This is a genomic window from Pseudomonas sp. NPDC090592 (assembly GCF_044769185.1).
Taxonomy (GTDB): domain Bacteria; phylum Pseudomonadota; class Gammaproteobacteria; order Pseudomonadales; family Pseudomonadaceae; genus Aquipseudomonas.
Map to the genome: position 1 here is coordinate 24,369 of NZ_JBIVXJ010000008.1, position 22,451 is coordinate 46,819.

General features: G+C 63.4%; 21 protein-coding genes. 3 read left to right on the forward strand and 18 right to left on the reverse strand.

Annotated features, from left to right (window positions below; genetic code table 11):
• Positions 1-156: 156 nt before the first annotated feature.
• The 5 genes from ACIQUI_RS08760 to ubiE form a co-directional block, all read right to left on the reverse strand.
• A complete protein-coding gene (locus ACIQUI_RS08760) occupies positions 157-492 on the reverse strand; it encodes a phosphoribosyl-ATP diphosphatase (protein WP_403197182.1) in 336 nt (111 codons plus the stop codon).
• Between the two features lies 1 nt (position 493).
• The gene (gene hisI, locus ACIQUI_RS08765; RefSeq protein ID WP_403197185.1) at positions 494-886 is read right to left on the reverse strand and encodes a phosphoribosyl-AMP cyclohydrolase; all 393 of its coding nucleotides are present in this window, start codon (positions 884-886) and stop codon (positions 494-496) included.
• Between the two features lie 71 nt (positions 887-957).
• Positions 958-2,577: a ubiquinone biosynthesis regulatory protein kinase UbiB gene (gene ubiB, locus ACIQUI_RS08770; RefSeq protein ID WP_403197187.1), complete on the reverse strand. Its 1,620-nt coding sequence runs from the start codon at positions 2,575-2,577 to the stop codon at positions 958-960.
• Positions 2,574-3,197 (reverse strand): SCP2 domain-containing protein, encoded by a 624-nt coding sequence (locus tag ACIQUI_RS08775; RefSeq protein ID WP_403197190.1) that lies wholly within the window; start codon positions 3,195-3,197, stop codon positions 2,574-2,576. Before ACIQUI_RS08775 ends, ubiB begins: the two co-directional genes overlap by 4 nt.
• Entirely contained in the window at positions 3,197-3,967 is a 771-nt protein-coding gene (gene ubiE, locus ACIQUI_RS08780; RefSeq protein WP_403197192.1) for a bifunctional demethylmenaquinone methyltransferase/2-methoxy-6-polyprenyl-1,4-benzoquinol methylase UbiE, read from the reverse strand. Before ubiE ends, ACIQUI_RS08775 begins: the two co-directional genes overlap by 1 nt.
• Before the next feature lie 124 nt (positions 3,968-4,091).
• Between ubiE and ACIQUI_RS08785 the strand changes: the two genes are divergently transcribed.
• A complete protein-coding gene (locus ACIQUI_RS08785; protein ID WP_027610027.1) occupies positions 4,092-4,367 on the forward strand; it encodes a polyhydroxyalkanoic acid system family protein in 276 nt (91 codons plus the stop codon).
• A 12-nt stretch (positions 4,368-4,379) separates the two neighbouring features.
• On the opposite strand, the gene ACIQUI_RS08790 is transcribed toward ACIQUI_RS08785, so the two are convergent.
• Positions 4,380-9,083 carry a hypothetical protein gene (locus tag ACIQUI_RS08790; protein ID WP_403197194.1) on the reverse strand — a complete coding sequence of 1,568 codons (4,704 nt, stop codon included), beginning with the start codon at positions 9,081-9,083 and terminating at the stop codon, positions 4,380-4,382.
• 177 nt (positions 9,084-9,260) lie between these two features.
• On the opposite strand from ACIQUI_RS08790, the gene ACIQUI_RS08795 reads away from it, so the two are divergent.
• Together ACIQUI_RS08795 and ACIQUI_RS08800 are read left to right on the forward strand one after the other, a co-directional pair.
• Positions 9,261-9,680: a phasin family protein gene (locus ACIQUI_RS08795; protein ID WP_403197197.1), complete on the forward strand. Its 420-nt coding sequence runs from the start codon at positions 9,261-9,263 to the stop codon at positions 9,678-9,680.
• 10 nt (positions 9,681-9,690) lie between these two features.
• On the forward strand, positions 9,691-10,467 hold the full coding sequence (locus tag ACIQUI_RS08800) for a phasin family protein (RefSeq protein WP_403197199.1): 777 nt from the start codon (positions 9,691-9,693) through the stop codon (positions 10,465-10,467).
• A gap of 121 nt (positions 10,468-10,588) precedes the next feature.
• Here the strand turns inward: ACIQUI_RS08800 and ACIQUI_RS08805 are convergent, their stop codons facing one another.
• The 12 genes from ACIQUI_RS08805 to ACIQUI_RS08860 form a co-directional block, all read right to left on the reverse strand.
• Positions 10,589-11,203 carry a TetR/AcrR family transcriptional regulator gene (locus ACIQUI_RS08805; protein ID WP_403197202.1) on the reverse strand — a complete coding sequence of 205 codons (615 nt, stop codon included), beginning with the start codon at positions 11,201-11,203 and terminating at the stop codon, positions 10,589-10,591.
• 13 nt (positions 11,204-11,216) lie between these two features.
• Positions 11,217-12,899, reverse strand: a complete 1,683-nt coding sequence (phaC, locus tag ACIQUI_RS08810) for a class II poly(R)-hydroxyalkanoic acid synthase (protein ID WP_403197205.1) — start codon at positions 12,897-12,899, stop codon at positions 11,217-11,219.
• 42 nt (positions 12,900-12,941) lie between these two features.
• Positions 12,942-13,793: a poly(3-hydroxyalkanoate) depolymerase gene (gene phaZ / locus ACIQUI_RS08815; protein WP_403197207.1), complete on the reverse strand. Its 852-nt coding sequence runs from the start codon at positions 13,791-13,793 to the stop codon at positions 12,942-12,944.
• 61 nt (positions 13,794-13,854) lie between these two features.
• Positions 13,855-15,534, reverse strand: coding sequence for a class II poly(R)-hydroxyalkanoic acid synthase (phaC, locus tag ACIQUI_RS08820; protein WP_403197209.1), 1,680 nt, complete (start codon positions 15,532-15,534; stop codon positions 13,855-13,857).
• A gap of 268 nt (positions 15,535-15,802) precedes the next feature.
• A complete protein-coding gene (locus ACIQUI_RS08825) occupies positions 15,803-16,180 on the reverse strand; it encodes a gamma-butyrobetaine hydroxylase-like domain-containing protein (protein WP_403197211.1) in 378 nt (125 codons plus the stop codon).
• A gap of 139 nt (positions 16,181-16,319) precedes the next feature.
• Positions 16,320-17,663, reverse strand: coding sequence for an ATP-dependent protease ATPase subunit HslU (gene hslU, locus ACIQUI_RS08830; RefSeq protein WP_403197213.1), 1,344 nt, complete (start codon positions 17,661-17,663; stop codon positions 16,320-16,322).
• 76 nt (positions 17,664-17,739) lie between these two features.
• On the reverse strand, positions 17,740-18,270 hold the full coding sequence (gene hslV / locus ACIQUI_RS08835; protein WP_003249309.1) for an ATP-dependent protease subunit HslV: 531 nt from the start codon (positions 18,268-18,270) through the stop codon (positions 17,740-17,742).
• 213 nt (positions 18,271-18,483) lie between these two features.
• Positions 18,484-19,755, reverse strand: a complete 1,272-nt coding sequence (locus tag ACIQUI_RS08840; protein ID WP_391126286.1) for a dihydroorotase — start codon at positions 19,753-19,755, stop codon at positions 18,484-18,486.
• Positions 19,752-20,756 carry an aspartate carbamoyltransferase catalytic subunit gene (locus ACIQUI_RS08845; protein ID WP_008099987.1) on the reverse strand — a complete coding sequence of 335 codons (1,005 nt, stop codon included), beginning with the start codon at positions 20,754-20,756 and terminating at the stop codon, positions 19,752-19,754. The genes ACIQUI_RS08840 and ACIQUI_RS08845 overlap by 4 nt, the downstream gene beginning before the upstream one ends.
• A 12-nt stretch (positions 20,757-20,768) precedes the next feature.
• The gene (gene pyrR, locus ACIQUI_RS08850; protein ID WP_403197216.1) at positions 20,769-21,287 is read right to left on the reverse strand and encodes a bifunctional pyr operon transcriptional regulator/uracil phosphoribosyltransferase PyrR; all 519 of its coding nucleotides are present in this window, start codon (positions 21,285-21,287) and stop codon (positions 20,769-20,771) included.
• Between the two features lie 49 nt (positions 21,288-21,336).
• On the reverse strand, positions 21,337-21,762 hold the full coding sequence (ruvX, locus tag ACIQUI_RS08855) for a Holliday junction resolvase RuvX (RefSeq protein ID WP_003249316.1): 426 nt from the start codon (positions 21,760-21,762) through the stop codon (positions 21,337-21,339).
• Positions 21,762-22,331 (reverse strand): YqgE/AlgH family protein, encoded by a 570-nt coding sequence (locus tag ACIQUI_RS08860; protein ID WP_403197219.1) that lies wholly within the window; start codon positions 22,329-22,331, stop codon positions 21,762-21,764. Before ACIQUI_RS08860 ends, ruvX begins: the two co-directional genes overlap by 1 nt.
• Between the last annotated feature and the right edge of the window lie 120 nt (positions 22,332-22,451).

Genomic DNA, 22,451 nt, shown 5'->3' on the forward strand with positions numbered 1-22,451 from the left:
CTGAAAAATGTGTGTACAGCAAATCGTTCCGGCAACGTGGCCCTTGTGGGAGCGGGCACGCCCGCGAACACCGGCGCAGCCGGTGCCATGCACCGCGTCGCATTCTTCGCGGGCGCGCCCGCTCCCACAGGTGCGAGCAGTGCGCCCGAAAATACATCAGGCAGAAGGCTGGCGTGCGGCCTTCTCATCATGCCCGGACAAGCCAAAGCGGCGGTCCAGCTCGTCGAGCACGGCTTGTGGATGCTGGCCCAGCGCGCTGAGCATCACCAGGCTATGAAACCACAGGTCGGCGGTTTCGTAGATGACATCACTGTAATCCTTGCTCACGGCTGCATCTTTGGCGGCGATGATGGTCTCGATCGACTCTTCGCCGAGCTTTTCAAGGATCTTGTTCAGGCCCTTGTGGTACAGGCTGGCCACGTACGAGCTGTCGGGCGCCGCTTGCTTGCGTTGTTCAAGCACTTCGGCCAGGCGGTTGAGGGTGTCGCTCATGTCAGTGTCCTGCGCTGTAGATGGCATCCGGGTCTTTCAGGACCGGGTCGACGACTTTCCACTGGCCGGCCTCGAAGACGCGGTAGAAGCAGCTTTCACGGCCGGTATGGCAGGCGATATGGCCCAGTTGCTCGACCATCAGGATGATCACGTCGGCGTCGCAGTCCAGGCGCAGTTCATGCAGTTTCTGCACATGCCCGGATTCTTCGCCTTTACGCCACAGCTTGCCACGCGAACGCGACCAGTAGATGGCACGTTGCTCAGCGGCAGTCAGCGCCAGCGATTCGCGGTTCATCCAGGCCATCATCAATACGCGTCCGGTCTTGTGGTCCTGGGCGATTGCCGGTACCAGGCCATCGCTGTTCCACTTGATCTCGTCCAGCCAGTCTTTCATTGTCGACTCCAGAACGGCCCGCTCCTGTACCGGGCCCTTTGCGCTAGTGTGCCAGCCACGGGCGCGGCTGGCTATTGGCGCACGATCAGGTAAACGCCCGCGGCCAGCATCAGCCAGGCCGGCCAGGCGGCAGGGGCGGCCAGGCTGGCAGCCTCGGCAGCGCCCGCGGCCAGCACCGCGCCACCACCGAGCAGGCCGGCGCCCAGCAGGCGCAGGGCCCAGCGGTCGCCCTGGCGGCGGCGTTCCGGCAGTTGTGGGTCGTGCAGGTGCGGCTGCGACAGGCGCTCGAGCAGGTCGCGGGCCATGTTGGCCAGGTGCGGCAACTGCTCGACCTGGCCATGAATGTTGCCGAACACGGCCTTGGGGCTGTAGCGCTCGCGCATCCAGCGTTCAAGGAATGGCTTGGCGGTGCTCCACAGGTCCAGGTCAGGGTACAGCTGGCGGCCCAGGCCTTCGATGTTGAGCAGGGTCTTTTGCAACAGCACCAGTTGCGGCTGCACTTCCATGTTGAAGCGTCGCGCGGTCTGGAACAGGCGCATCAGCACCTGGCCGAAGGAAATATCCTTTAACGGTTTTTCGAAGATCGGCTCGCACACGGTGCGGATCGCCGCTTCGAATTCGTTGACCTTGGTGTGTGCCGGCACCCAGCCCGAGTCGATGTGCAGTTGGGCGACGCGGCGGTAGTCGCGCTTGAAGAACGCGATCAGGTTGCGCGCCAGGTAGTCCTGGTCTTCGGCCGTCAGGCTGCCGACAATGCCGCAGTCGATGGCAATGTACTGCGGGCTCCACGGCTTGACCGTGCTGACGAAGATGTTGCCTGGGTGCATGTCGGCATGGAAGAAGCTGTCGCGGAACACCTGGGTGAAGAACACCTCCACGCCACGCTCGGCCAGCAGTTTCATGTCGGTGCGCTGGTCGGCCAGGGTGGCCATGTCGGTCACCGGCACGCCGTAGATGCGCTCCATCACCAGCACCTTGGGGCGGCACAGGTCCCAGTACACCTGGGGCACGTACATCAGCTCGGAGCCTTCGAAATTGCGCCGCAGCTGGCTGGCGTTGGCCGCTTCGCGCAGCAGGTCGAGTTCGTCGTAGATGGTTTTCTCGTAGTCGCCGACGATTTCCACCGGGTGCAGGCGGCGGGCATCGGCCGAGGCGCGCTCGGCAGCCTTGGCGATCAGGAACAGCCAGGCCAGGTCCTGGGCGATGACCGGCTTCAGGCCCGGGCGTACTACCTTGACCACCACTTCTTCGCCGGTTTTCAGGCGTGCGGCGTGCACCTGGGCCACCGACGCCGAAGCCAGCGGCTCTACGTCAAAGCGGCTGAACAGCTGCGCCACCGGGGCGCCCAGCTGTGCCTCGATCAAGGCCACCGCCTGCTTGGGGTCGAAGGGCGGTACACGGTCCTGCAACAGCATCAGCTCATCGGCGATGTCGTTGGGCAGCAGGTCGCGGCGGGTGGACAACAGCTGGCCGAACTTGATGAAGATCGGCCCCAGGTCCTGCAGTGCCAGGCGCAGGCGCGCGCCGCGGCTCAGCTCGGACGGCTTGCGCGGCAGCCAGCGCCAGGGCATCAGCAGGCGCAGGCTCATCAGCCACCAGGGTAGCGGCAGGTCGAACAGCAGGTCATCGAGACGGTAGCGGATCACCACACGCTGGATGCGAAAAAGACGGCGGACGGCGAGCAGCTTCATGCGTTATCGCTGGTATCAAGGGATCGGGAAAGGCGCTTGAGGCGCGCCTCGAGGCGTTCTGTATCGAGCTTCAGTGCATCGAGTTCGCTGAAGGCGGCTTCGGCTTCACGCTTGCCAACCAGGGTGCGGGACTCTTCGGCCAGGTACTCGGAAAGGTTCTGGCTGAAGCGCGCCAGGCCCTGGCGGGTCCAGCGTGCGCGCAGGCGGACATGGCCGGCCAGCATGGCCGTTGCGACCGGGCCAAGCCAGCGTTGCAGCTCGTGCTCCCAGTCCAGCTCAAGGTCCTGTAATACAGCAAACAGGTCGAGCAGCACGGCGCTGTCGCCATGCAGTTCGACCTGCGGGCTGTGCAGTACGGCGGTCTTGTCCCGGGCCAGGGCCAGTTGCGCCAGGCTGCCGGCGGGTGCGCGCAGGCTGCAGTCGACCTCGCCTTGCCAGTGCGCGGCGAGCATCAGGCCTTCTTCATCGGGCAGGATGAACACCTGCAAGGCCGGTTGGCGGCAGTCGATCTCGATGACCTTGCCTTCCAGCGCAGCCAGCCGCGGCAGGGCGGTGCTGTCCATGCGCAGGATGCGGTTCAGGCCATGTTCGACGCTGGCGAGCAGCCCGGCCAGCAGCATCAGGGCTTGATTCCCCGGTGCACGGCAACGATGCCGCTGGTCATGTTGTGGTAGGTGACGCGGTCGAAACCGGCCTCGACCATCATGCTCTTGAGGGTTTCCTGGTCGGGGTGCATGCGAATCGACTCGGCCAGGTAACGGTAGCTTTCCGAGTCGTTGGTGATCAGCTTGCCGGCCAGCGGCATGAAGGCGAACGAGTAGGCATCGTAGGCCTTGGACATCAGCTTGTTGGTCGGCTTGGAGAATTCCAGGATCAGCAGGCGGCCACCGGGCTTGAGCACGCGCAGCATCGAGCGGATGGCTTGGTCCTTGTGGGTGACGTTGCGCAGGCCGAAGGCGATGGTCACGCAGTCGAAGTGGTTGTCCGGGAACGGCAGCTTTTCAGCGTCGGCCTGGACGAACTCGATGTTGCCGGCCACGCCACGGTCAAGCAGGCGGTCACGGCCAACCTTGAGCATCGAGTCGTTGATGTCGGCCAGCACCACCTGGCCAGTCGGGCCGACCAGGCGCGAGAACTTGGCGGCCAGGTCACCGGTACCGCCGGCGATATCCAGCACCCGGTTACCGCTGCGCACGCCCGACAGTTCGATGGTAAAGCGCTTCCACAGGCGGTGCATGCCGCCGGACAGCACGTCGTTCATCAGGTCGTACTTGGCTGCCACCGAGTGGAACACTTCGGCGACTTTCTTCGCCTTCTGGCTTTCAGGGACGTCCTGGTAGCCAAAGTGGGTGGTGGGTTCGGCGTGGTCGCCTTTGCGCTGGTCGTTCATATCGCTTCACCGGAAAAAATTACCGCCATTCTAGGGCGAACGGGCGGATTTGTCTTGGCGGGGTGTGCCAGAGGGCTGGGGCGGGCATAATGCCGATTATGTCTACATCTTCAGGAACACCCGCATGACCCAGATCAGCGTCGAACGCAAACACTCCCTCGGCCGCGATGCCGCCCGGGCCAAGGCCGAAGCGCTGGTCGAAAAGCTCAGCCGCGAATACGACCTCAAGGCCACCTGGAACGGTGACCGGGTTGATGTGGCGCGCAGCGGCGCCAATGGCAGCGTGCACATTGGCGAGGATAGCATCCGCGTGGAGCTGAAACTGGGCATGATGCTGTCGATGATGAGCGGCACCATCAAGGGCGAAATCGAGCGAGCGCTGGACAAGGCGCTGGCCTGAGGCCCGCTGCTGTCAGCTGTCGGGGAACGGGACAAGGTCCTCGATCTGCTCCAGACGCAGGTCACCCCGATAGATCTGATAGCGCTCCGTGGGTGCCAGTGCCCGTTGCAACCGCTCGTCACGGCTCATGGCGTCCGGGAACTTCAAATGCCCTTTGGCAAACCGCCGGGCATTGGCAGTGGCGCTGGTATAGTGGAAATGCGCCTCCCAAAGCTTCTGCCTGGGTTGCAGGCGGTAAATGTCATAGACATCCAGATAGTCGTTGGCCTTGAGCTTCTTGCGGCTTTTGCTGAGCCTGATCTCGACTTCGTCTGCTTCCACCAGGAAACGCAAGGCTTTGCTGTCCGGGTGCTGGGTGCCAAGGTAGGCGCTGGTCAGCAGGCGTTGTTTTTCTGCCTTTACTTCGTCAATCGCCTGCTCCAGCCGGCCGGCCAGTGAATGCCCTTGCTCCGGGCCGGTTCGCAACTGCAGGGCGACCTCCGACATGTCCTGTACATAGAAATCAAGCAGGTCTGCCAGGCTGTTTGGCCCGTCCAGATGGAGGGAGGCGTGGGCGACCCTGGCGGCTTTCTGGGCCAGCAGGTCATTGCCGGTACCACGCAGGCGAGCGTAGTCAGGTGCGGGCACCCGTTCTGGCACGGCTTCCCAATGCTCGCCCTGTTGCTGATAGCGCGATATGGTCTGTTCGGTCAGCGGGTCGGTCTGCACGGTTTCGCTGCCCTCCTCAGCCTCTTCGACGACCAGGGCCCGGCCTCGGCTGGTGCGGATTACCTTGCGCCTGACGGGGCGCACTTTGTGGGTCAGAGATTGTTCGAACACGGCATCTTGGGTGTCGGCCGCCGCAGAAGCGAAGGCAAGGTCATCCTCCGCCAGCTTTATCAGTGCATCGAGCTCGCTGATGTATGCATCGAGCTTGCTGCTGTCCACCGCCGGGATGTCGCGTGACAGCAGATATTCGGCATTGCCCCGTGCCAGCTTGTATTCGCGCAACGCGCTCTCCAGCGGCTCTTTCTGCTCTTCTGGTTTCAGGTTGGCCGCAGCCAGGCTGTCATGGCTCAGCAGCGCTTCATGCAGATGCCTGCTGCGCAGGTTGGTCTGCGCGAGCAGGGTGCTTTCGAAGTTCTCTGCGGTCAGTTGGTCCCTTCTCACGACCAGTTGAACCAGGTCGCTCAGGATCTGGGCGCGGACAATCAGGGTCGAGTAGCGCCGGTGGTTGATGATGGTGTCGAGCTTTTTGCGCTTGCCGGGGAACTGGATCTGCCCGTCTTTCAGTGCCTCGCCAAGGTTCTGGTCGAGGCGTTGGCTGACGTTGAAGACACGTCTATGGATACCCAGTGCTGTCTCGACCTGCTTGCTGTAGTCCAGATACAACTGTGCCTGCTCCTGGCCGAAAGGCAGTTGCACGAGGCGGCGCGACAGGTTTTTGAGCGTTTCATAGTCATTCATGTCGAGCAGCCGGCGCAGCTGCTGCAGGTCGGCGGTCAGCAACTGCTCCCACCACTGGCCACGGGCGAACGAGGCAGCGCCCTTGGGGTCGAACCTGGCGTATTTCGGGTCGCTCATGCTGGCGTAGAGCTGTGCCTGCTCCTGGATCAGCCCAGCCTGTTTTTCGTAGGTAAGTGCCAGTACATTGAGGCTGGCACGCGCCTCGTTGCGCAGCGTCAGCAGTGCCTGGCGCTGTTCGTACAGTTCTTCCGGCAGGTTGTGGAATGCGACGCCGGGGTAATCATCCAGGGACTTCTCGAAGGCCAGGTGCGCCTGGTCATAGGCTTTCACCCGTTCCAGGTAGCCATCGAGGAACGTATCCGTACTGGCGAGTTTCCTGTCATTTGCCGTTCGGCTGTCCAGCATTTTCTGGAAGGCTTCTTTCTTTTCATCGATCAGCGCCTTGGCTGTTTTCGGCATGCCGCCCGGCAAGTGCAGGTCCAGCATCCATTCGCCGTTCCAGCGCGTCAGCCAGGGCCCGTTGCTGCGTTCGCGGTCAGCCATGTAGTAGCCGTCCGGCTCTGCGCCCCAGGTCTGCGACCATTCGCTTTCGCTGACCTGCGGGCCAATGATGCGTACGCTGTTCCAGCGCTCTTCAACTTCAAAGGCGACACCCTGCAATTTTACGTAGTAACGCTCGTCGACCTTGTACAAGCCACGCAGACGGCCGCTGGCCATTGCGCTGTGCCCGTGCAGATTGACCTTCGCACGCAAGGTGTCGAGGGCCGCGCGGGCGTCATGGGGCAGGTTGCCGAGCCGCTGGTTGCGCCCCCATTGGCTGACATTGAGCGCTGCGGGTCGAGGTTGCTCGGCAAGGGCTAGCCAGGTTGTCTGTTCCGGTGGCTGCTTGGCAAATGCCCCGGGGCTGCGGCGTGGCCCAGGGTGAAGTGGCGTTTCGGGTTCAGCTTCGGGGTTGGCAGTCGTTGGCCCATGGGCCAGCAGCATGGCGAGGTTCAGGAGAATGTCGGCCCCGGCGAGCAGCTGTTCTGCGGTGCTGCCGTGGGTCAATGCGGTCAGGTCATTCTTGATGCCGAGCAGGGCTGCGACCAACCAGGCAACCAGGCCGGCAGGCCCTCGCAGCAGGGGCGTGGCCGTGTTGAACGCCAGCCAGGCGAACTGCACGACCAGCGCCCAGCGCTGCTGGGCGTTGGAAACACTCTGCCGTGAAGCCAGCAACAAGAGCAGGTCGGCCCTGGCTTGAAACATCATCGGGTCCAGATCATCGGCCCATGGCGTAAAGGCCAGGGTCACGGGGGCCCTCAACTGTTCAATGGCATCAGCCGCCAGCGCGGAAGTGGGCCCAAGCAGGTGCGCCAGTTCGGTGAGGCGGGCATGCAGGTGCGGGTGGGTGAAGCCGTCATTGGCATAAATGGGCTGGGCGTCGTCATCCAGCCAGGTGAGGATGTCTTGTTGCAGGGCTTGCTCGGTGCGGATGGCCGTCATCAATTGGCTGCGGCTGTCGAACTGCCTGACGGCCTGCGCTTTGGCCATGGGGCGGTAAAGCACCCAGGCCGCAGTGGCCGGCACCTCGATGACGAACATGCCATGCACCTGGTTGGCTTTCGGGCCACCCGGCACGCAATTGAATGCAAGTGGCGCCAGGTTGAGCGGTGCGCTGGTGTCGGCTTTACGGCGGCAAAAGTCGGCGATCGCTTGCCAGGTACGCTCGCTCAGCTGCCCGCCAATCTTTGCCTGTAACGCGCTCAGCAGCAGGGCACCACGCCATTCCTGGGCAAAGCGCCGGCGACGGTTGGCAGTGTCGGCACCGGCTTGCAACTGGTCGTGAACAAATTGCGGATAGTGGCCGCCAACGTCCACGGCATTGATCAGGGCATGGACATAATCAAGGCTCATCCAGCTGCTCTGCGCCTGTTGGTCGGCCAATTGAATGGCCGAGGCGACCTGATCACTGCCCATGGGCAGGCGTGAGATGGCCAGTGTGGTCAGGCTGATGGTTTTCAGGTACTCCAGTGTCGCTGGCCCCGCGGAGGACGTGTGCACCACCTGTGAAATCGTGATCTGTACCTGATCAGGGTTGTACGGCAGCTCGGCTGGATGGTCATCACGCATCTGCTCGCGCAGGCGGCGAGCGGTGAATTGCTGCAAATCTTCGATTCCGTCCAGCGACGATTCACCGTGTACAAGCATGTGCTCTGCCGACAGCTCCAGCAACGCCATGTGGTACTGGAACCGATCTGTCACCGTGGCGTTCTCCAGCCAGCCAGGCAGCTTGATCGCGGGTGTCGATTGCTCGAGTTGGAAGCATGCCGGGAATGTCGATGAAGGATCGCTCAGCCGGCTGAACACCCCCTCCAGATCACTGGCTTTATCGATACCGCCAAGTTGCACGCGGTCTATCTGTTGCAGCATTGCGTTCAGCAGTTGCCGGGCCTGATAGCCGAACGGGTCTTCGGCCAATGCCGTGCAGGCCCAGGACATCGTGTCGAACCCATGGTGCTCGGAAAGCTCGTCGCGCAGGGCAACCGCGAAGGCGCCAAGCCCCTTGAAGCCACGTACAGTGCCAGAGGGCTTGCACCACAAGACCAGATCGCGAGTGTCTTTTTTGCCAGTGACGAGCAGGTCCGGCAGTACTTGCTGAACGGTGTTGCCTTGGGTGTTGAACGAAACCTGCAAACCTTGCACGTTTGCCGATGTGCCGGTTTGCGCGAGCATGGCGTACAGCAAGGTCTTCTGATCGCTATCCAGGCCCTGGCGCTCCAGCGTTGCGAGCAGTGCGGCCTTGAGCAACTGCTGCATCCAGCGCAGGCGGGCGACCTCCGAGTCACCTTCGCAGCTGTTCCAGAAACTGACTTGTGCCTGCTGAAATGCCTCGCAGAGCGTCGCCAGCATATCGTCGAAGGCCGTGTTCAGGTCGGCCATGCGAATGTCGATGGTCGGTGCGGCTTCCTGGGGGCGAAAGATGACAGGTGGGGCCAGGCTGAGCTGGTCCGTGGGCTTGAGCGCCATGGGCTGGCCGGTGAGAAAGTGCTCAAGCAATGTGTCGATCAGGTTGGCTGGTTGTGCCGGTGAGGTTTCACCCGGGCCGGGCAGAATGCTGAAGCCCTCCAGCGACTGCAGCTGCGGATGGTTCTTGCGGGTCCACGGGTAGCGTGCCGCGAGTGCGTCGAAGGCAGCGGCGGCAATGACTTCGCGCAAGCGGGGGCGGTTGGCGAACTGCTTGGCTACCAACTGTCTGAACGAGAGGGGCGGCGTGGTCGGTGACGGGGGCATGGCAAAGGCTCCGGAAAAAGTCAGCCGAATGCTGGAGCGCCAGCCTGGAGCAACTGCGGTAGATAGATCAGTGTGCTGATCTTAGGGTGCAGTTTCTAATTCATCTCCCTACCTTATGCTCAAGCCCAACCTCCATGGGCGGTTCATCCCTCCACTCATGAACATGAGGTACAGAGCATGGCCAAAGTGAATGTGAAGAAGAAGGACGACGCCCAAGGCACCTTGGGCGAGGTGCGCGGCTACGCGCGCAAGATCTGGCTGGCGGGCATTGGCGCTTACGCCCGTGTTGGTCAAGAGGGCTCCGACTACTTCCAGGAGCTGGTCAAGGCCGGCGAAGGCGTCGAAAAACGTGGCAAGAAGCGCATCGACAAAGAGCTTGATGCGGCCAATAGCCAGATCGACGAAGCGGCTGAAGAAGTCAGTCGCGTACGCGGCAAGGTAGAAATTCAACTCGACAAGATCGAGAAAGCTTTCGACGCACGGGTAGGACGCGCCTTGAATCGCCTGGGCATTCCGTCTAAACATGACGTTGAGGCGTTGTCGGTCAAGCTTGAACAGCTGCACGAGCTGCTTGAGCGCGTCGCGCACAAACCATAAGGAGAGCAGGATGGCTGGCAAGAAGAACACCGAAAAAGAAGGCAGCTCCTGGGTCGGCGGGATCGAGAAGTACTCCCGCAAGATCTGGCTGGCGGGGCTGGGAATCTATTCGAAGATCGACCAGGACGGCCCGAAGCTGTTCGACTCGCTGGTGAAGGATGGCGAGAAGGCCGAGAAGCAGGCGAAGAAAACCGCTGAAGACGTGGCTGAAACCGCCAAGTCGTCCACCACTTCGCGCGTGTCTGGCGTGAAGGACCGCGCACTGGGCAAATGGAGCGAACTCGAAGAGGCCTTCGACAAGCGCCTGAACAGCGCCATCTCGCGCCTGGGCGTGCCAAGCCGCAACGAGATCAAGGCCCTGCACCAGCAGGTGGACAGCCTGACCAAGCAGATCGAGAAACTGACCGGTGCTTCGGTTACGCCGATTTCGTCGCGCACTGCGGCGGCCAAGCCGGCAGCCAGCAAGGCAGCGGCCAAGCCACTGGCCAAGACTGCGGCGGCCAAGCCTGCGGCAAAAACCGCGGCGGCCAAGCCGGCAGCCAAGACTGCAGCGGCGAAACCTGCAGCCAAGCCTGTCGCCGCCAAGCCTGCGGCTAAACCGGCAGTAGCCAAACCTGCTGCGGCGAAAAAGCCAGCAGTGAAAAAAGCACCTGCCAAACCGGCAGCTGCCAAGCCTGCAGCGCCAACGGCCAGCGCAGCTCCTGCTGCAACCGCGGCCCCGGCGCCTACCGCCGCGCCGACCAGCAGCACACCGTCGGCTCCAACCGGCACCGGTACCCTGATCTGATACCGCGTCGCCTGCTTCGCGGGCTTGCCCGCTCCCACAGGTAAATCACAGTGCTCCAGAGCCGTGATCTACCTGTGGGAGCGGGCGTGCCCGCGAAGGCCGCACCGCCGAACCAGCAGGCCTACCCCTCCAGGTACTTCACCGCCAACTGCTCCGCCGCCGCCCGTGCCTGGGGCTGCAAATGCGGCGCCACCAGCATCATCACCTGATACACCACAATCCCCACATCCCCTTCGCGCCCCAGCACCCGCTGGTAATCCAGCGAGAACATCAGCGTGAGGGTGATCTGCTCCACCAGTTGCCCCAGCGCCTGGGTCTCACTCTCCACCAGCCCCTGGCCCTTGAGGCTGGCCAACAGCGCCGCCAAGGTACGCTTTAGCGCATTGATCAGGCTGCGCATGCCACGCGCCAGCTTGGGCAGGCGGCCAGTGAGGTTGGACAGGTCCTGGAACAGGAAGCGGTACTGGGCCATGTGCTCGACGATCAGGTGCAAAAACAGCCAGTAGTCCTCGGCGTCCAGGCGCACTTCCAGGGGCGGGTCCAGCAAGGGCATCAGCGCTTCCTCGAAGCGCTCGAACAGCCCCAGCACCAATGGCTCCTTGCCGTGGAAGTGGTAGTACAGGTTGCCCGGGCTGATGCCGAGCTCGTTGGCAATCTCCAGGGTCGATACATTCGGTTCGCCCTGTTGGTTGAACAGTTGCAGGGCGCATTCGAGGATACGGTCGCGGGTCTTCATCCAGTTGTCTGGCTCATCGGGTCAGAACATAGGTGCCTGGCGCCGGGCCGAGCGGTGGATACGTGCTGTTGCCCAGCTCGGTGCGCGGCGCCTTGAGCGGGCCGGAACGCGGGGTGATCCACTCCAGCCACAAGGGCCACCAGCTGCCGTCGCTGCGTGTGGCCTCGTAGAACCAGGCGCGTGGGTCTCCCGGAAGTTTCGGGTTTTCCAGGTAGTAGGCCTTGGGGTTGCCGGGCGGGTTGATGATGCTCTGGATGTGGCCGCTGTTGGCCAGTACGAAGCGGCGCTCGCCACCGAGCAGCAGGGCCGAGCGATACACGGCGTCCCATGGGGTGATGTGATCGTTGCTGCCGGCCACGGTGAAGCTGTCCAGGTCGACCTGCTTGAGGTCGATGGGCGTACCGCACACCTCAAGGCCTGCCGGGTGGGTCAGCGGGTTGTGCTTGAAGAAGTCCAGCAAGTCGCCGTGCAGCGCTGCCGGCAGGCGTGTGTTGTCGGCGTTCCAGTAGAGGATGTCGAAGGCGGGCGGGGCCTTGCCCAGCAGGTAGTTGTTGACCCAGTAGTTCCATATCAGGTCGTTGGGGCGCATCCAGGCGAAAATCCTCGCCACCTCGCCGCCGTCCAGCACACCCCGTTGATACGAGCGGCGCTTGGCGGCCTCGACGGTCTGCTCGTCGGCAAACAGGCTGGCCGGGCTGTCGAACTTGCTGTCGAGCAGGCTGACCAGATAGGTGGCGCTGCGGATCTTGCGCAATTGATGCTTGGCCTGCAGGTGGCCCTGCAATGCGGCCATGGTCAGCCCGCCGGCGCAGGCGCCCATCAGGTTGGGGTCACGGTTGCCGCTGATGCTGCGGCAGGCGTTGAGTGCCTCTTCCAGGGCTTGCACATACGAGGACAGCCCCCATTCGCGGTGGCGCGGGTCGGGGTTGCGCCAACTGACCATGAACACCTGCAGGCCGTTCTTGAGCATGTACTGGACGAAGCTGTTGTGCGCCTGCAAATCGAAGATATAGAACTTGTTGATTTGCGGCGGCACCACCAGCAAAGGCCGGGCGTGCTGTTTTTCACTCATCGGCTTGTACTGGATCAGCTCCAGCAGCTCGTTGCGAAACACCACTGCGCCGGGCGTTGCAGCCACGTTGCCACCGACCTCGAAGGCGCGTTCGTCCACCTGGCGCGGCAGGCCGTCGTTGTGGCGCAGGTCGTCGAGCAAGTGCGCCACGCCACGCACCAGGCTTTGCCCACCCGTGTTCAGCAGCTCCTTGACGGCCAGCGGGTTGAGCAGCGAGTTGCTCGGTGCCAGCGCGTCATTGATCAGGCCGAACAGAAAGTGCGCACGGGCCCGGTCATCGTCATCCAGGTGGCTTTCGTCGATCCACAGGCGGGTCTGTTTCTGCCAGGCCAGGTAGGCCTGCAGGCTGCGCCGGTAGAACGGGTTCTGGCTCCAGGTCGGGTCGCTGAAGCGGCTGTCACGTGGGCTGGGCTGGTAGGGCGAGTCGCCCAGTATCACGCGACCGAGTTGGCCGCCGAGCGCCAGCAGGTGTCGGGCCGTGTGCACAGGGTTGGTCAAGCCGTGGCGGCCCACCCTTCGCAGGGTCGACACCAGGTCGCGCCCACGCAGGCCGAGTATGGCGTTCTGCACGTTCATGCTGGTGGCGGGGAGCGTTCTCGTTCCTTTGGCCGGTTTGTCTGTCATGGCAACACTCCCTCGTCTTACCCGATGCCTGGGCAGCGACAATCAACCGCCAGAGGCGGGGCGCGGGTGCATGACCGCGCGCTGACGTTCTTCCTGGAGAAACTTCATGATGATCGGTGCGACGGCCTCGGCCCGGGTAATCAGGAACAGGTGGCCATCGTCAATTATGTGTAGCTGGGCATTGGGTATCCGCCAAGCCAGCAGGCGCATGTTGACCAGTGGGATCAGCGGGTCGTCGTCGCCGGCCAGCACCAGGGTTGGCTGGTTTATCTTGTGCAGCCAGTGGATGCTGGTCCAGCCCAGGCCGGCGAACAGTTGCCAGTAGTAGCCCAGCTTGCCACCGGAGCGCACCTTGGACGCATGGTGCATGGCCAGGTCCGGGTCGCGGCGGAAGGCACCCCCGTAGATCATTGGCGCAATGCGGATCACATGCGACGGCTGCACGTAGCGCCTGGGGCTGGCCATCATCCACAACACCTTGGGCTTGCCCGGTACCATGACCGCGCCCGCAGCAGTGGCGGCCAGCACCAGTTTCTTGCAGCGTTCCGGGTAATCGTGGGCGAACTGCTGGGCCAGGGCGCCGCCCCATGACACGCCGATGGCGTTGACCTGGCCGTAGTCCAGGTAATCGAGCATGCGCGCGGTCAGCTTGGCCAGGCCAGGAAAACGGTAAGGGTGGCGCGGAGTGGACGAGCCACCGACCCCGGGCACGTCGAAGGCGATGACTTCCAGGTCCGGGTCCAGTGCCTCGATGAACGGAAACACCAGCTCCAGGTTGGCGCCGATGCCGTTGAAGATCAGCAACGGGGTCAGGTGCGGCTTGCCCGGGCGGACGGCGGTGCGAATGGATTGGTCGTCCAGTTCGACGGTCCTGAAGATGTAGGGTTCCGGCATGCGTTCGACTCTGTCGTGAAAAAAGTGCCGTGGCCGCCTATGGCGGCCACGGCAACGCAACTCAGCGCTCGTGAACGTAGGTGCCTGGTGCCGCTTCGCCGGCGGCATAGGCGCGGTTGCCCAGGCGGGTCGGGGCTTTTTTCAGCTCCCCGGCACGTTCACTCAACCAGGTCTCCCAGTGCAGCCACCAGGAGTCGGCGTGCTTGGTGGCGTTTTCCTGCCAGGCCACCGGGTCTCCCGGGCGGTCGGCGCCGGTCATGAAGCGTGCCTTGGGGTTGCCTGGTGGGTTGAGGATGCTCTGGATGTGGCCGCTGTTGGACAGCACGAACTCGATCTTGCCGCCGAACAGGTGCGCCGAGCGGTAGCACGATTGCCACGGGGTGATGTGGTCGGCGGTGCCGGCAACGCTGAAGATGTCGCACTTCACTTGCTTCAGGTCGATGGCTGTGCCGCACACTTCCAGGGCGTCCGGGCGGGTCAGCGGGTTGCTCTTGAACATTTCGATCAGGTCGCCGTGGAAGGCGGCCGGCAGGCGCGTGGTGTCGTTGTTCCAGAACAGGATGTCGAACACCGGCGGCTCGTTACCGAGCAGGTAGTTGTTGACCCAGTAGTTCCAGATCAGGTCGTTGGGGCGCATCCAGGCGAACACCTTGGCCATGTCGCTGCCTTCGAGCACGCCGGCCTGGTAGGAATGGCGCTTGGCCGACTCCAGGGTCTGCTCGTCGACGAACAGCGCGACCTGGGTGTCCATGGTGGTGTCCAGTACGCTGACCAGCAGCGTCAGGGCATTGACCTTGTTCTCGCCGAGGGCGGCATAGTGGCCTACCAGTGCCGTGCAGGTGATGCCGCCGGAACAGGCCCCGAGCATGTTCAGGTCCTTGCTGCCGGTAATCGCCAGCACCGCGTCGACCGCTTGCTTGAGCGCATCAATGTAGGTGGACAGGCCCCATTCGCGCTGGGCCTTGGTCGGGTTGCGCCAGCTGATGATGAAGGTTTGCTGCTGCGAACGCAGGCAGTAGCGGGCCAGGCTTTTTTCCGGGCTCAGGTCGAACACGTAGAACTTGTTGATCTGCGGCGGTACTACCAGCAGTGGGCGGGCACGCACCTGTTCGGTGATGGGGCTGTACTGGATCAGCTCCAGCACATCGTTGCGGAACACCACGGCACCTTCGCTGGTGCCCAGGTTCTTGCCCACTTCGAAGGCATCCATGTTCACCTGGCTGGGCATGCCACCGTTGTTGACCATGTCCTTGGCCAGGTTGGACAACCCGTCAAGCAGGCTTTTGCCACCGGTTTCGAAGAAGCGTTTGACCGCTGCCGGGTTGGACAGGGTGTTGGTCGGCGCCATGGCTTCGGTCATCAGGTTGATGACGAACTGGCCGCGGCTGATGTCCTGGGGTGACAGGTCGCTGTTGCCGATCCAGTCCTGCAGCTCCTTGCGCCAGGCCAGGTAAGTTTGCAGGTAGCGGCGGTACAGCGGGTTGTTGCTCCAGGCCGGGTCATTGAAGCGACGGTCGTCGCTTTCCGGGGCCAGGCTGGATTTGCCCAGCAGCACGTTCTTCAGCTCCAGCCCGAAGTGGGCCACATGCTTGGCGCTGTGCAGCGGTTGGCGCACGGCCTGGCGCAGCACGGTACGTGCCGAGCTCAACAGGTCCTTGCGGCGAATGCCGATGATCGGGTTCAGCCCCAGGGTGTTGTCCGAGGCCTGCCGCTGCAGCTCATCGTTGTTCTTGTTACTCATCTACGACGCTCCGTTGTCCTGAGACGAGTACCGGTTGCTTTGGCCGGCGCGCAGCCCTTGGCCCGGTACTGCTACTCGGGTGACCAGTGATAAGGAACAGCGGTGCTGCGGGGGTTCTGACTGCCTGCAAAATGATGCAGGGAACTTGCCACACCCATTGGTTACCCGACTTTCATGTAATGCGCAAGACAGCCCTTCACTGGGCTGTCTGTAAGTCATTCAAACAGATGAATTTAGAAAATGCGCTCTAAACCCTGCAGGTCTTGCGCTAGAGCATGAGTTTGACCACTGATTCGGCAGGGTCGCGGGATTTTCCGGCCTTGTGCAGTTCGTCGAGGTATTCGGCCCACAGCTGTTCCTGGCGCAGGCATAGCTGCTCAAGGTACTCCCAGGTGAACAGGCCGCTGTCATGGCCGTCGTCGAAGGTCAGTTTCAGTGCATATTGGCCGGCAGGTTCCAGGCCGATCAAACCGACGTTGACCTTGCCGAACTGCAGGATGGGGTTGCCGTGGCCCTGGACCTCGGCAGAGGGGGAATGCACGCGCAGGAACTCGGCGGGCAGGGTGTAGACCTCGCCGGGGGCGTAGGTGAGGCTGAGGGTTTTAGAGGCTTTGTGCAGGTTGATGGCGGTGGGCAGGCGGGCCATGGGCAGAATCTCTTCTTAGCGACAAGCTGCAAGCTTCAAGCTACAAGAAGTGATATTCAAGCCATCAGGGGAAAATCATGCATCGCGGTGCTGCAAGCGACACCGAACAGCTTGTCGCTTGCAGCTTGAGGCTTGTCCCTTACAGGATGTAACGCGACAGGTCTTCGTTCTGCGCCAGCTCACCCAGGTGGCTGTTCACATACGCCGCGTCGATCTGGATCGGCGTTTCGTCATGGGCACTGGCCAGGTCGCCAGCACTGAACGACACCTCTTCAAGCAAACGCTCAAGCAGGGTGTGCAGGCGACGTGCACCGATGTTCTCGGTCTTCTCGTTCACCTGGTAGGCAATCTCGGCCAGGCGCTTGATGCCGTCGGCCTGGAACGCGATGTTCAGGCCTTCGGTCTTCAGCAGGGCCTGGTACTGCTCGGTCAGCGAGGCGTGCGGCTCTTGCAGGATGCGCTCGAAGTCTTCCGGGGTCAGTGCCTTCAGTTCCACGCGGATCGGCAGGCGGCCTTGCAGCTCGGGCACCAGGTCGCTTGGCTTGCTCAGGTGGAATGCGCCCGAGGCAATGAACAGGATGTGGTCGGTCTTGACCATGCCCAGCTTGGTATTGACGGTGCAGCCCTCGATCAGTGGCAGCAGGTCGCGCTGTACACCTTCACGGGACACGTCGGCACCGCCCACATTGCCACGCTTGGCAACCTTGTCGATCTCGTCGATGAACACGATACCGTGCTGCTCGACCGCTTCCAGGGCCTTGGCCTTGAGCTCTTCCTCGTTGACCAGGCGGCTCGCTTCTTCATCGCGAACCATCTTCAACGCTTCTTTCACCTTCAGCTTGCGGGCTTTGCGCTTGCCCTTGCCCATGTTGGCAAACAGGCTCTGCAACTGGTTGGTCATTTCTTCCATGCCAGGTGGCGCGGCAATTTCGACGCCTACGGCATCGGCCACCTCGATTTCGATTTCCTTGTCGTCCAGCTGGCCTTCGCGCAGGCGCTTGCGGAACAGCTGGCGGGTGTTGGAATCGCTGCTGGTCTGCGCGGCCTCTTCGCTGAAGCTGGTGACACGCGCCTGTGGCAGCAGGGCGTCGAGGATACGGTCTTCGGCAGCGTCTTCGGCGCGGTGGCGCACGCGGATGATTTCCTGCTCGCGCAGCATCTTCAGCGCGGCATCGGCCAGGTCACGGATGATCGACTCGACATCACGGCCCACGTAGCCCACTTCGGTGAACTTGGTGGCTTCGACCTTGAGGAACGGCGCGTTGGCCAGCTTGGCCAGGCGACGGGCGATTTCGGTCTTGCCGACACCGGTCGGGCCGATCATCAAAATGTTCTTCGGTGTTACTTCGGCACGCAGCTCTGCCGGGAGCTGCATGCGCCGCCAGCGGTTGCGCAGGGCAATGGCCACGGCGCGCTTGGCGTCGTCCTGGCCGATGATGTGGCGGTTGAGTTCGTGGACGATCTCGCGGGGGGTCATGGACATGGTCAGTACGGTCCTTGGGCAGATGATTCAGCGTGGAAAAACCCCATCACCGGGACGGGGCGCCAGAACAGCTGAATCAGTCGGCCAGGTCCTGCTCCTCGATGGTCAGGTTGTGGTTGGTGAACACGCAGATGTCGCCGGCGATGTTCAGGGCGGTTTCGGCGATTTCACGGGCCGAGAGGTCGGTCTTGTTCAGCAGGGCGCGGGCTGCGGCCTGGGCGTAGGCACCACCGGAACCCATGGCGATCAGGCCGTCTTCGGGTTCGACCACGTCGCCGTTGCCGGTAATGATCAGGGAGGCGTCCTTGTTGGCCACGGCCAGCATGGCTTCCAGGCGGCTCAGGGAACGGTCGGTACGCCATTCCTTGGCCAGCTCGACAGCGGCACGTACCAGGTGGCCCTGGTGTTTTTCCAGTTGGCCTTCGAAGCGTTCGAACAGGGTGAATGCGTCGGCGGTGGCACCGGCGAAGCCCGCAATGACCTGGCCGTGGTACAGGCGGCGCACTTTCTTGGCGTTGCCTTTCATCACGGTGTTGCCGAGGGATACCTGGCCGTCGCCACCCATGACGACTTTGCCGTTACGGCGGACAGAAACGATGGTGGTCAAGGGGAGAGTCTCCACGCAGCGGGGCGAAAGTGCCTGATGCAGACTCATATGGGGGTGGGGGGAAGGATTTCAACCGTGGGGGATGAATGGTCAGTGTTCTCCTGAGCTGGCCTCATCGCCGGCAAGCCAGCTCCCACAGGAGCACCACAGGCCTTGAGAGCAGTGATTTCCTGTGGGAGCTGGCTTGCCGGCGATGAGGCCAGTGGGGGCTACTCAGGCCTCGTGACAAACATGCCCATCGACCAAGGTATAACGCACCGCACCCGGCAGGCAGTGGCCGATGAACGGGCAGTTCTCGCCACGCGAGAACCATTGCTCGCCGGCAACGGTCGAGGCTTGCGGGTCGAACAGCACCAGGTCGGCCGCACCACCCACTTTCAGCTCACCCGCCGGCAGGCGCAGGGCAGCAGCGGGGCCGCTGCTCAGGCGAGCCAGCAAGGTTGGCAGGTCGAGCAGGCCGTCCTGCACCAGGGTCATGGCCAGCGGCAGCAGCAACTCGACGCTGCTGATGCCCGGCTCGGTAGCACCGAACGGTGCCAGCTTGGCGTCGCGTTCGTGCGGCTGGTGGTGGCTGGAAATCGCCTGGATCACGCCCGACTTCACCGCTTCGCGCAGGCCGTCACGGTCAGCCGCAGTGCGCAGCGGCGGCTGCACGTGGTACAGGCTGGAGAACTCGCGCAGCGATTCGTCGGTGAGAATCAGCTGGTACAGCGCCACGTCAGCGGTTACCGGCAGGCCAAGCGCCTGGGCCTGGGCGATCAGCCGTGCGCCACGTGCGCTGGTGATCTGGCTGAAGTGCGCACGCACGCCGCTCTGCTCGACCAGCAGCAGGTTACGCGCCAGGGCCACGGTTTCGGCACTTTCCGGAATGCCCGGCAGGCCGAGGAAGCTGGCCATGGCACCTTCATGGGCCAGGCCGCCGTGGGCCAGGTCGCGGTCCTGGGAGTGGAACACCACGGTCAGGTCGAAGGTAGCGGCGTATTCCAGGGCGCGGGCCAGGGTACGGTTGTTGGGGATTTCCTTCAGGCCGTTGCCGAAGGCCACGCAACCGGTGTCACGCAGGGCCACCAGCTCGGCCAGTTGCTCGCCTTCCAGGCCCTTGGTCAGGGCGCCGATCGGGTAGACCTTGCTGTTGGCCGCTTCGCGGGCGCGGTCCAGGATCAGCTCGGCCACCGCCGAGGTGTCCAGCACCGGTTTGGTCTGCGGCGGGCAGCACAGGCTGGTGACACCGCCAGCCACGGCTGCGCGGGTTTCGCTGGCAATGTTGCCTTTGCGGCTGTAACCCGGTTCGCGCAGGGATACGCCAAGGTCGACCAGGCCCGGTGCGGCGACCAGGCCATCGGCCTGGATCGTGCGGCTGGCGCTGAAGCCGGCCGGGGCGGCGCCGATGGCGGCAATGCGGCCGCCGTCCAGGTGCAGGTCGGTAACCTGGTCCAGGCCAGTCTTGGGGTCGATGACCCGGGCGCCGAGAATACTGATGGTCACTGGGCGTTCTCCTGGTCGAATTGACGTTGCGCGTTCTGCCCGCTCATGGCCATGGACAGCACGGCCATGCGCACGGCGATGCCGTAGGTGACCTGGTTGAGGATCACCGAGTGCTTGCCATCAGCCACGGCCGACTCGATTTCCACGCCCCGGTTGATCGGGCCCGGGTGCATGACGATGGCATCGGGCTTGGCCCCGGCCAGGCGTGCGGTGGTCAGGCCGAACAGGCGGTAGAACTCACCCTCGCTGGGCAGCAGGCCGCCGGCCATGCGCTCGCGCTGCAGGCGTAGCATGATCACCACGTCGACGTCTTTCAGGCCTTCGGCAAGGTCGGTGTAGACCTTCACGCCGTACTGCTCGATGCCGATAGGGATCAGGGTTTTCGGGCCGATCACGCGGATGTCCGGGCAACCCAGGGCCTTGAGCGCCAGCATGTCGGAGCGGGCTACGCGCGAATGCAGGATATCGCCGACGATGGCCACCGAGAGGTTCTCGAAGCTGCCCTTGTGGCGGCGGATGGTGAGCATGTCGAGCATGCCCTGGGTGGGGTGCGCATGGCGGCCGTCACCGCCGTTGATCACGGCAACGTCCGGGCACACGTGCTCGGCGATGAAGTGTGCGGCGCCGGAGTCGGAGTGGCGCACCACGAACATGTCGGCGGCCATGGCTTCGAGGTTGCGCAGGGTGTCGAACAGGGTCTCGCCCTTGCTGGTCGAGGAAGTCGACACGTTCAGGCTGATCACGTCGGCCGACAGGCGCTGGGCGGCCAGTTCGAAGGTGGTACGGGTACGGGTGGAGTTTTCGAAGAACACGTTGCACACGGTCTTGCCGCGCAGCAACGGGACTTTTTTCACGGCCCGGGCACCGACTTCCAGGAAGGAGTCGGCGGTGTCGAGGATCTCGGTGAGCAGTTCGCGGGGCAAACCGTCCAGCGAGAGGAAGTGGCGCAGCTGGCCCTGATCATTGAGCTGCAGCGGGCGCTTGGCGTCGATTGGCGTCATCGCGGGGGACTCTTAAAGGGCGGAGGCGGAGGCGAGGTCCTGGCGCTCGAGGGCGAGCGGTGCGGGTCCGGTCAATTTTACCCGTTCATGGGCCGCCAGCGACAGGGTGGCACCCAGCACATTCGGGCGGATCGGCAATTCGCCGGCATCCAGGTCCAGCAGGCAGACCAGGGTGACGCTGGCCGGGCGGCCGTAATCGAACAGTTCGTTGAGCGCCGCGCGAATGGTGCGACCGCTCATCAGCACGTCATCCACCAGCACCAGGTGCTGGCCTTCCACTTCGAATGGCAGCTCGGACGGGCGCACATGCGGGTGCAGGCCGTTCTGGCTGAAGTCGTCGCGGTAGAACGAAACATCCAGGGTGCCCATGGGGCTGGTGTCGCCCATGGCTTCCTGCAGGGCCTGGGCAACCCAGACACCGCCCGTGCGGATACCGATGTAACGGGGCTCGGTGATTGCCCGGCGCGCCAGGTGGGCGCGAAGATCGACAGCCATCTGCCGAACCAGCTCGGCGGGATTGGGTAGGCTCATTGCGGGCTCCTCGGAAGGGTGCGCCGGGCGGGCCCGGCGGCAGAGATGATCAGGTATTGGCCTCCAGCCAGCCTTGCAGCAACAAGGCGGCGGCAATGGCGTCGACCGGGTTGTCACGGTAGCTGCCGCGCTGGCCGCCACGGGCCATGCGCTCGCCTTTGGCTTCGAAGGTGGTCAGGCGTTCATCGTGGGTATGCACGGGCAGGTTGAAGCGGCCATTCAGGCGGCGGGCGAACTTTTCGGCGCGGGCGCTCATTTCGCTGGGTGTGCCGTCCATGTTCAGCGGCAGGCCGACGACGATGGCGTCGGGCTTCCATTCGGCAATCAGTTTTTCAACCTGGGCCCAGTCCGGTACCCCGTTCTGTGCCTTCAGGGTGCACAGTTCGCGGGCCTGGCCGGTAATGACCTGGCCGACGGCCACACCGATCTGTTTGCTGCCGTAGTCAAAACCCAGCAGTAGGCGTAGTTCAGCCATCAGGCGTGGCCCGCCTGGCTGGTGAGCAGGCTCAGGTTGATGCCCAGGCTGGCGGCGGCTGCGTCCAGGCGCAGGTCACTGGCCAGGCCAAAGATGATTTCCGGGTCGAACGGGGAGTTCAGCCAGGCGTTGTCGGCCAGCTCGGCCTCCAGTTGGCCTGCTTCCCAGCCGGCATAACCCAGCGTGATCAGGCTTTGTTTCGGGCCTACCCCGGCAGCAATGGCCAGCAGGATGTCCTGGGACGTAGTCAGCGACAGCCCTTCCAGTGCCACGCTGGACTGGAAGCTGCACTCGCTGCTGTGCAGCACGAAACCACGGTCGGTCTGCACCGGGCCACCCTGGTAGATCGGCACCTGCAAGGTGCTGGCCGGGGGCGTTTCATCCGGGCGCAGCTGCTCGAGGATGTCGGCCAGGTTCAGCTCCTGCGGCCGGTTGACCACCAGGCCCATGGCGCCATGCTCATTGTGCTCGACGATGTACGTGAGGGTCTGGGCGAAGTTCGGATCGGCCATGTGCGGCATGGCGATCAGGAACTGATGCTTGAGGTAGCTCGGGGCGAGGGTTTTCATGGGGGATAGTGTGGCGCCAGGTGGCGGGGCTGACAAGGTCCGCTTTGTGTCGCTTGTGCCGGCCTCTTCGCGGGCACGCCCGCTCCCACAGGTTCTCCACGAGTTTCCGATCCGGTGTAG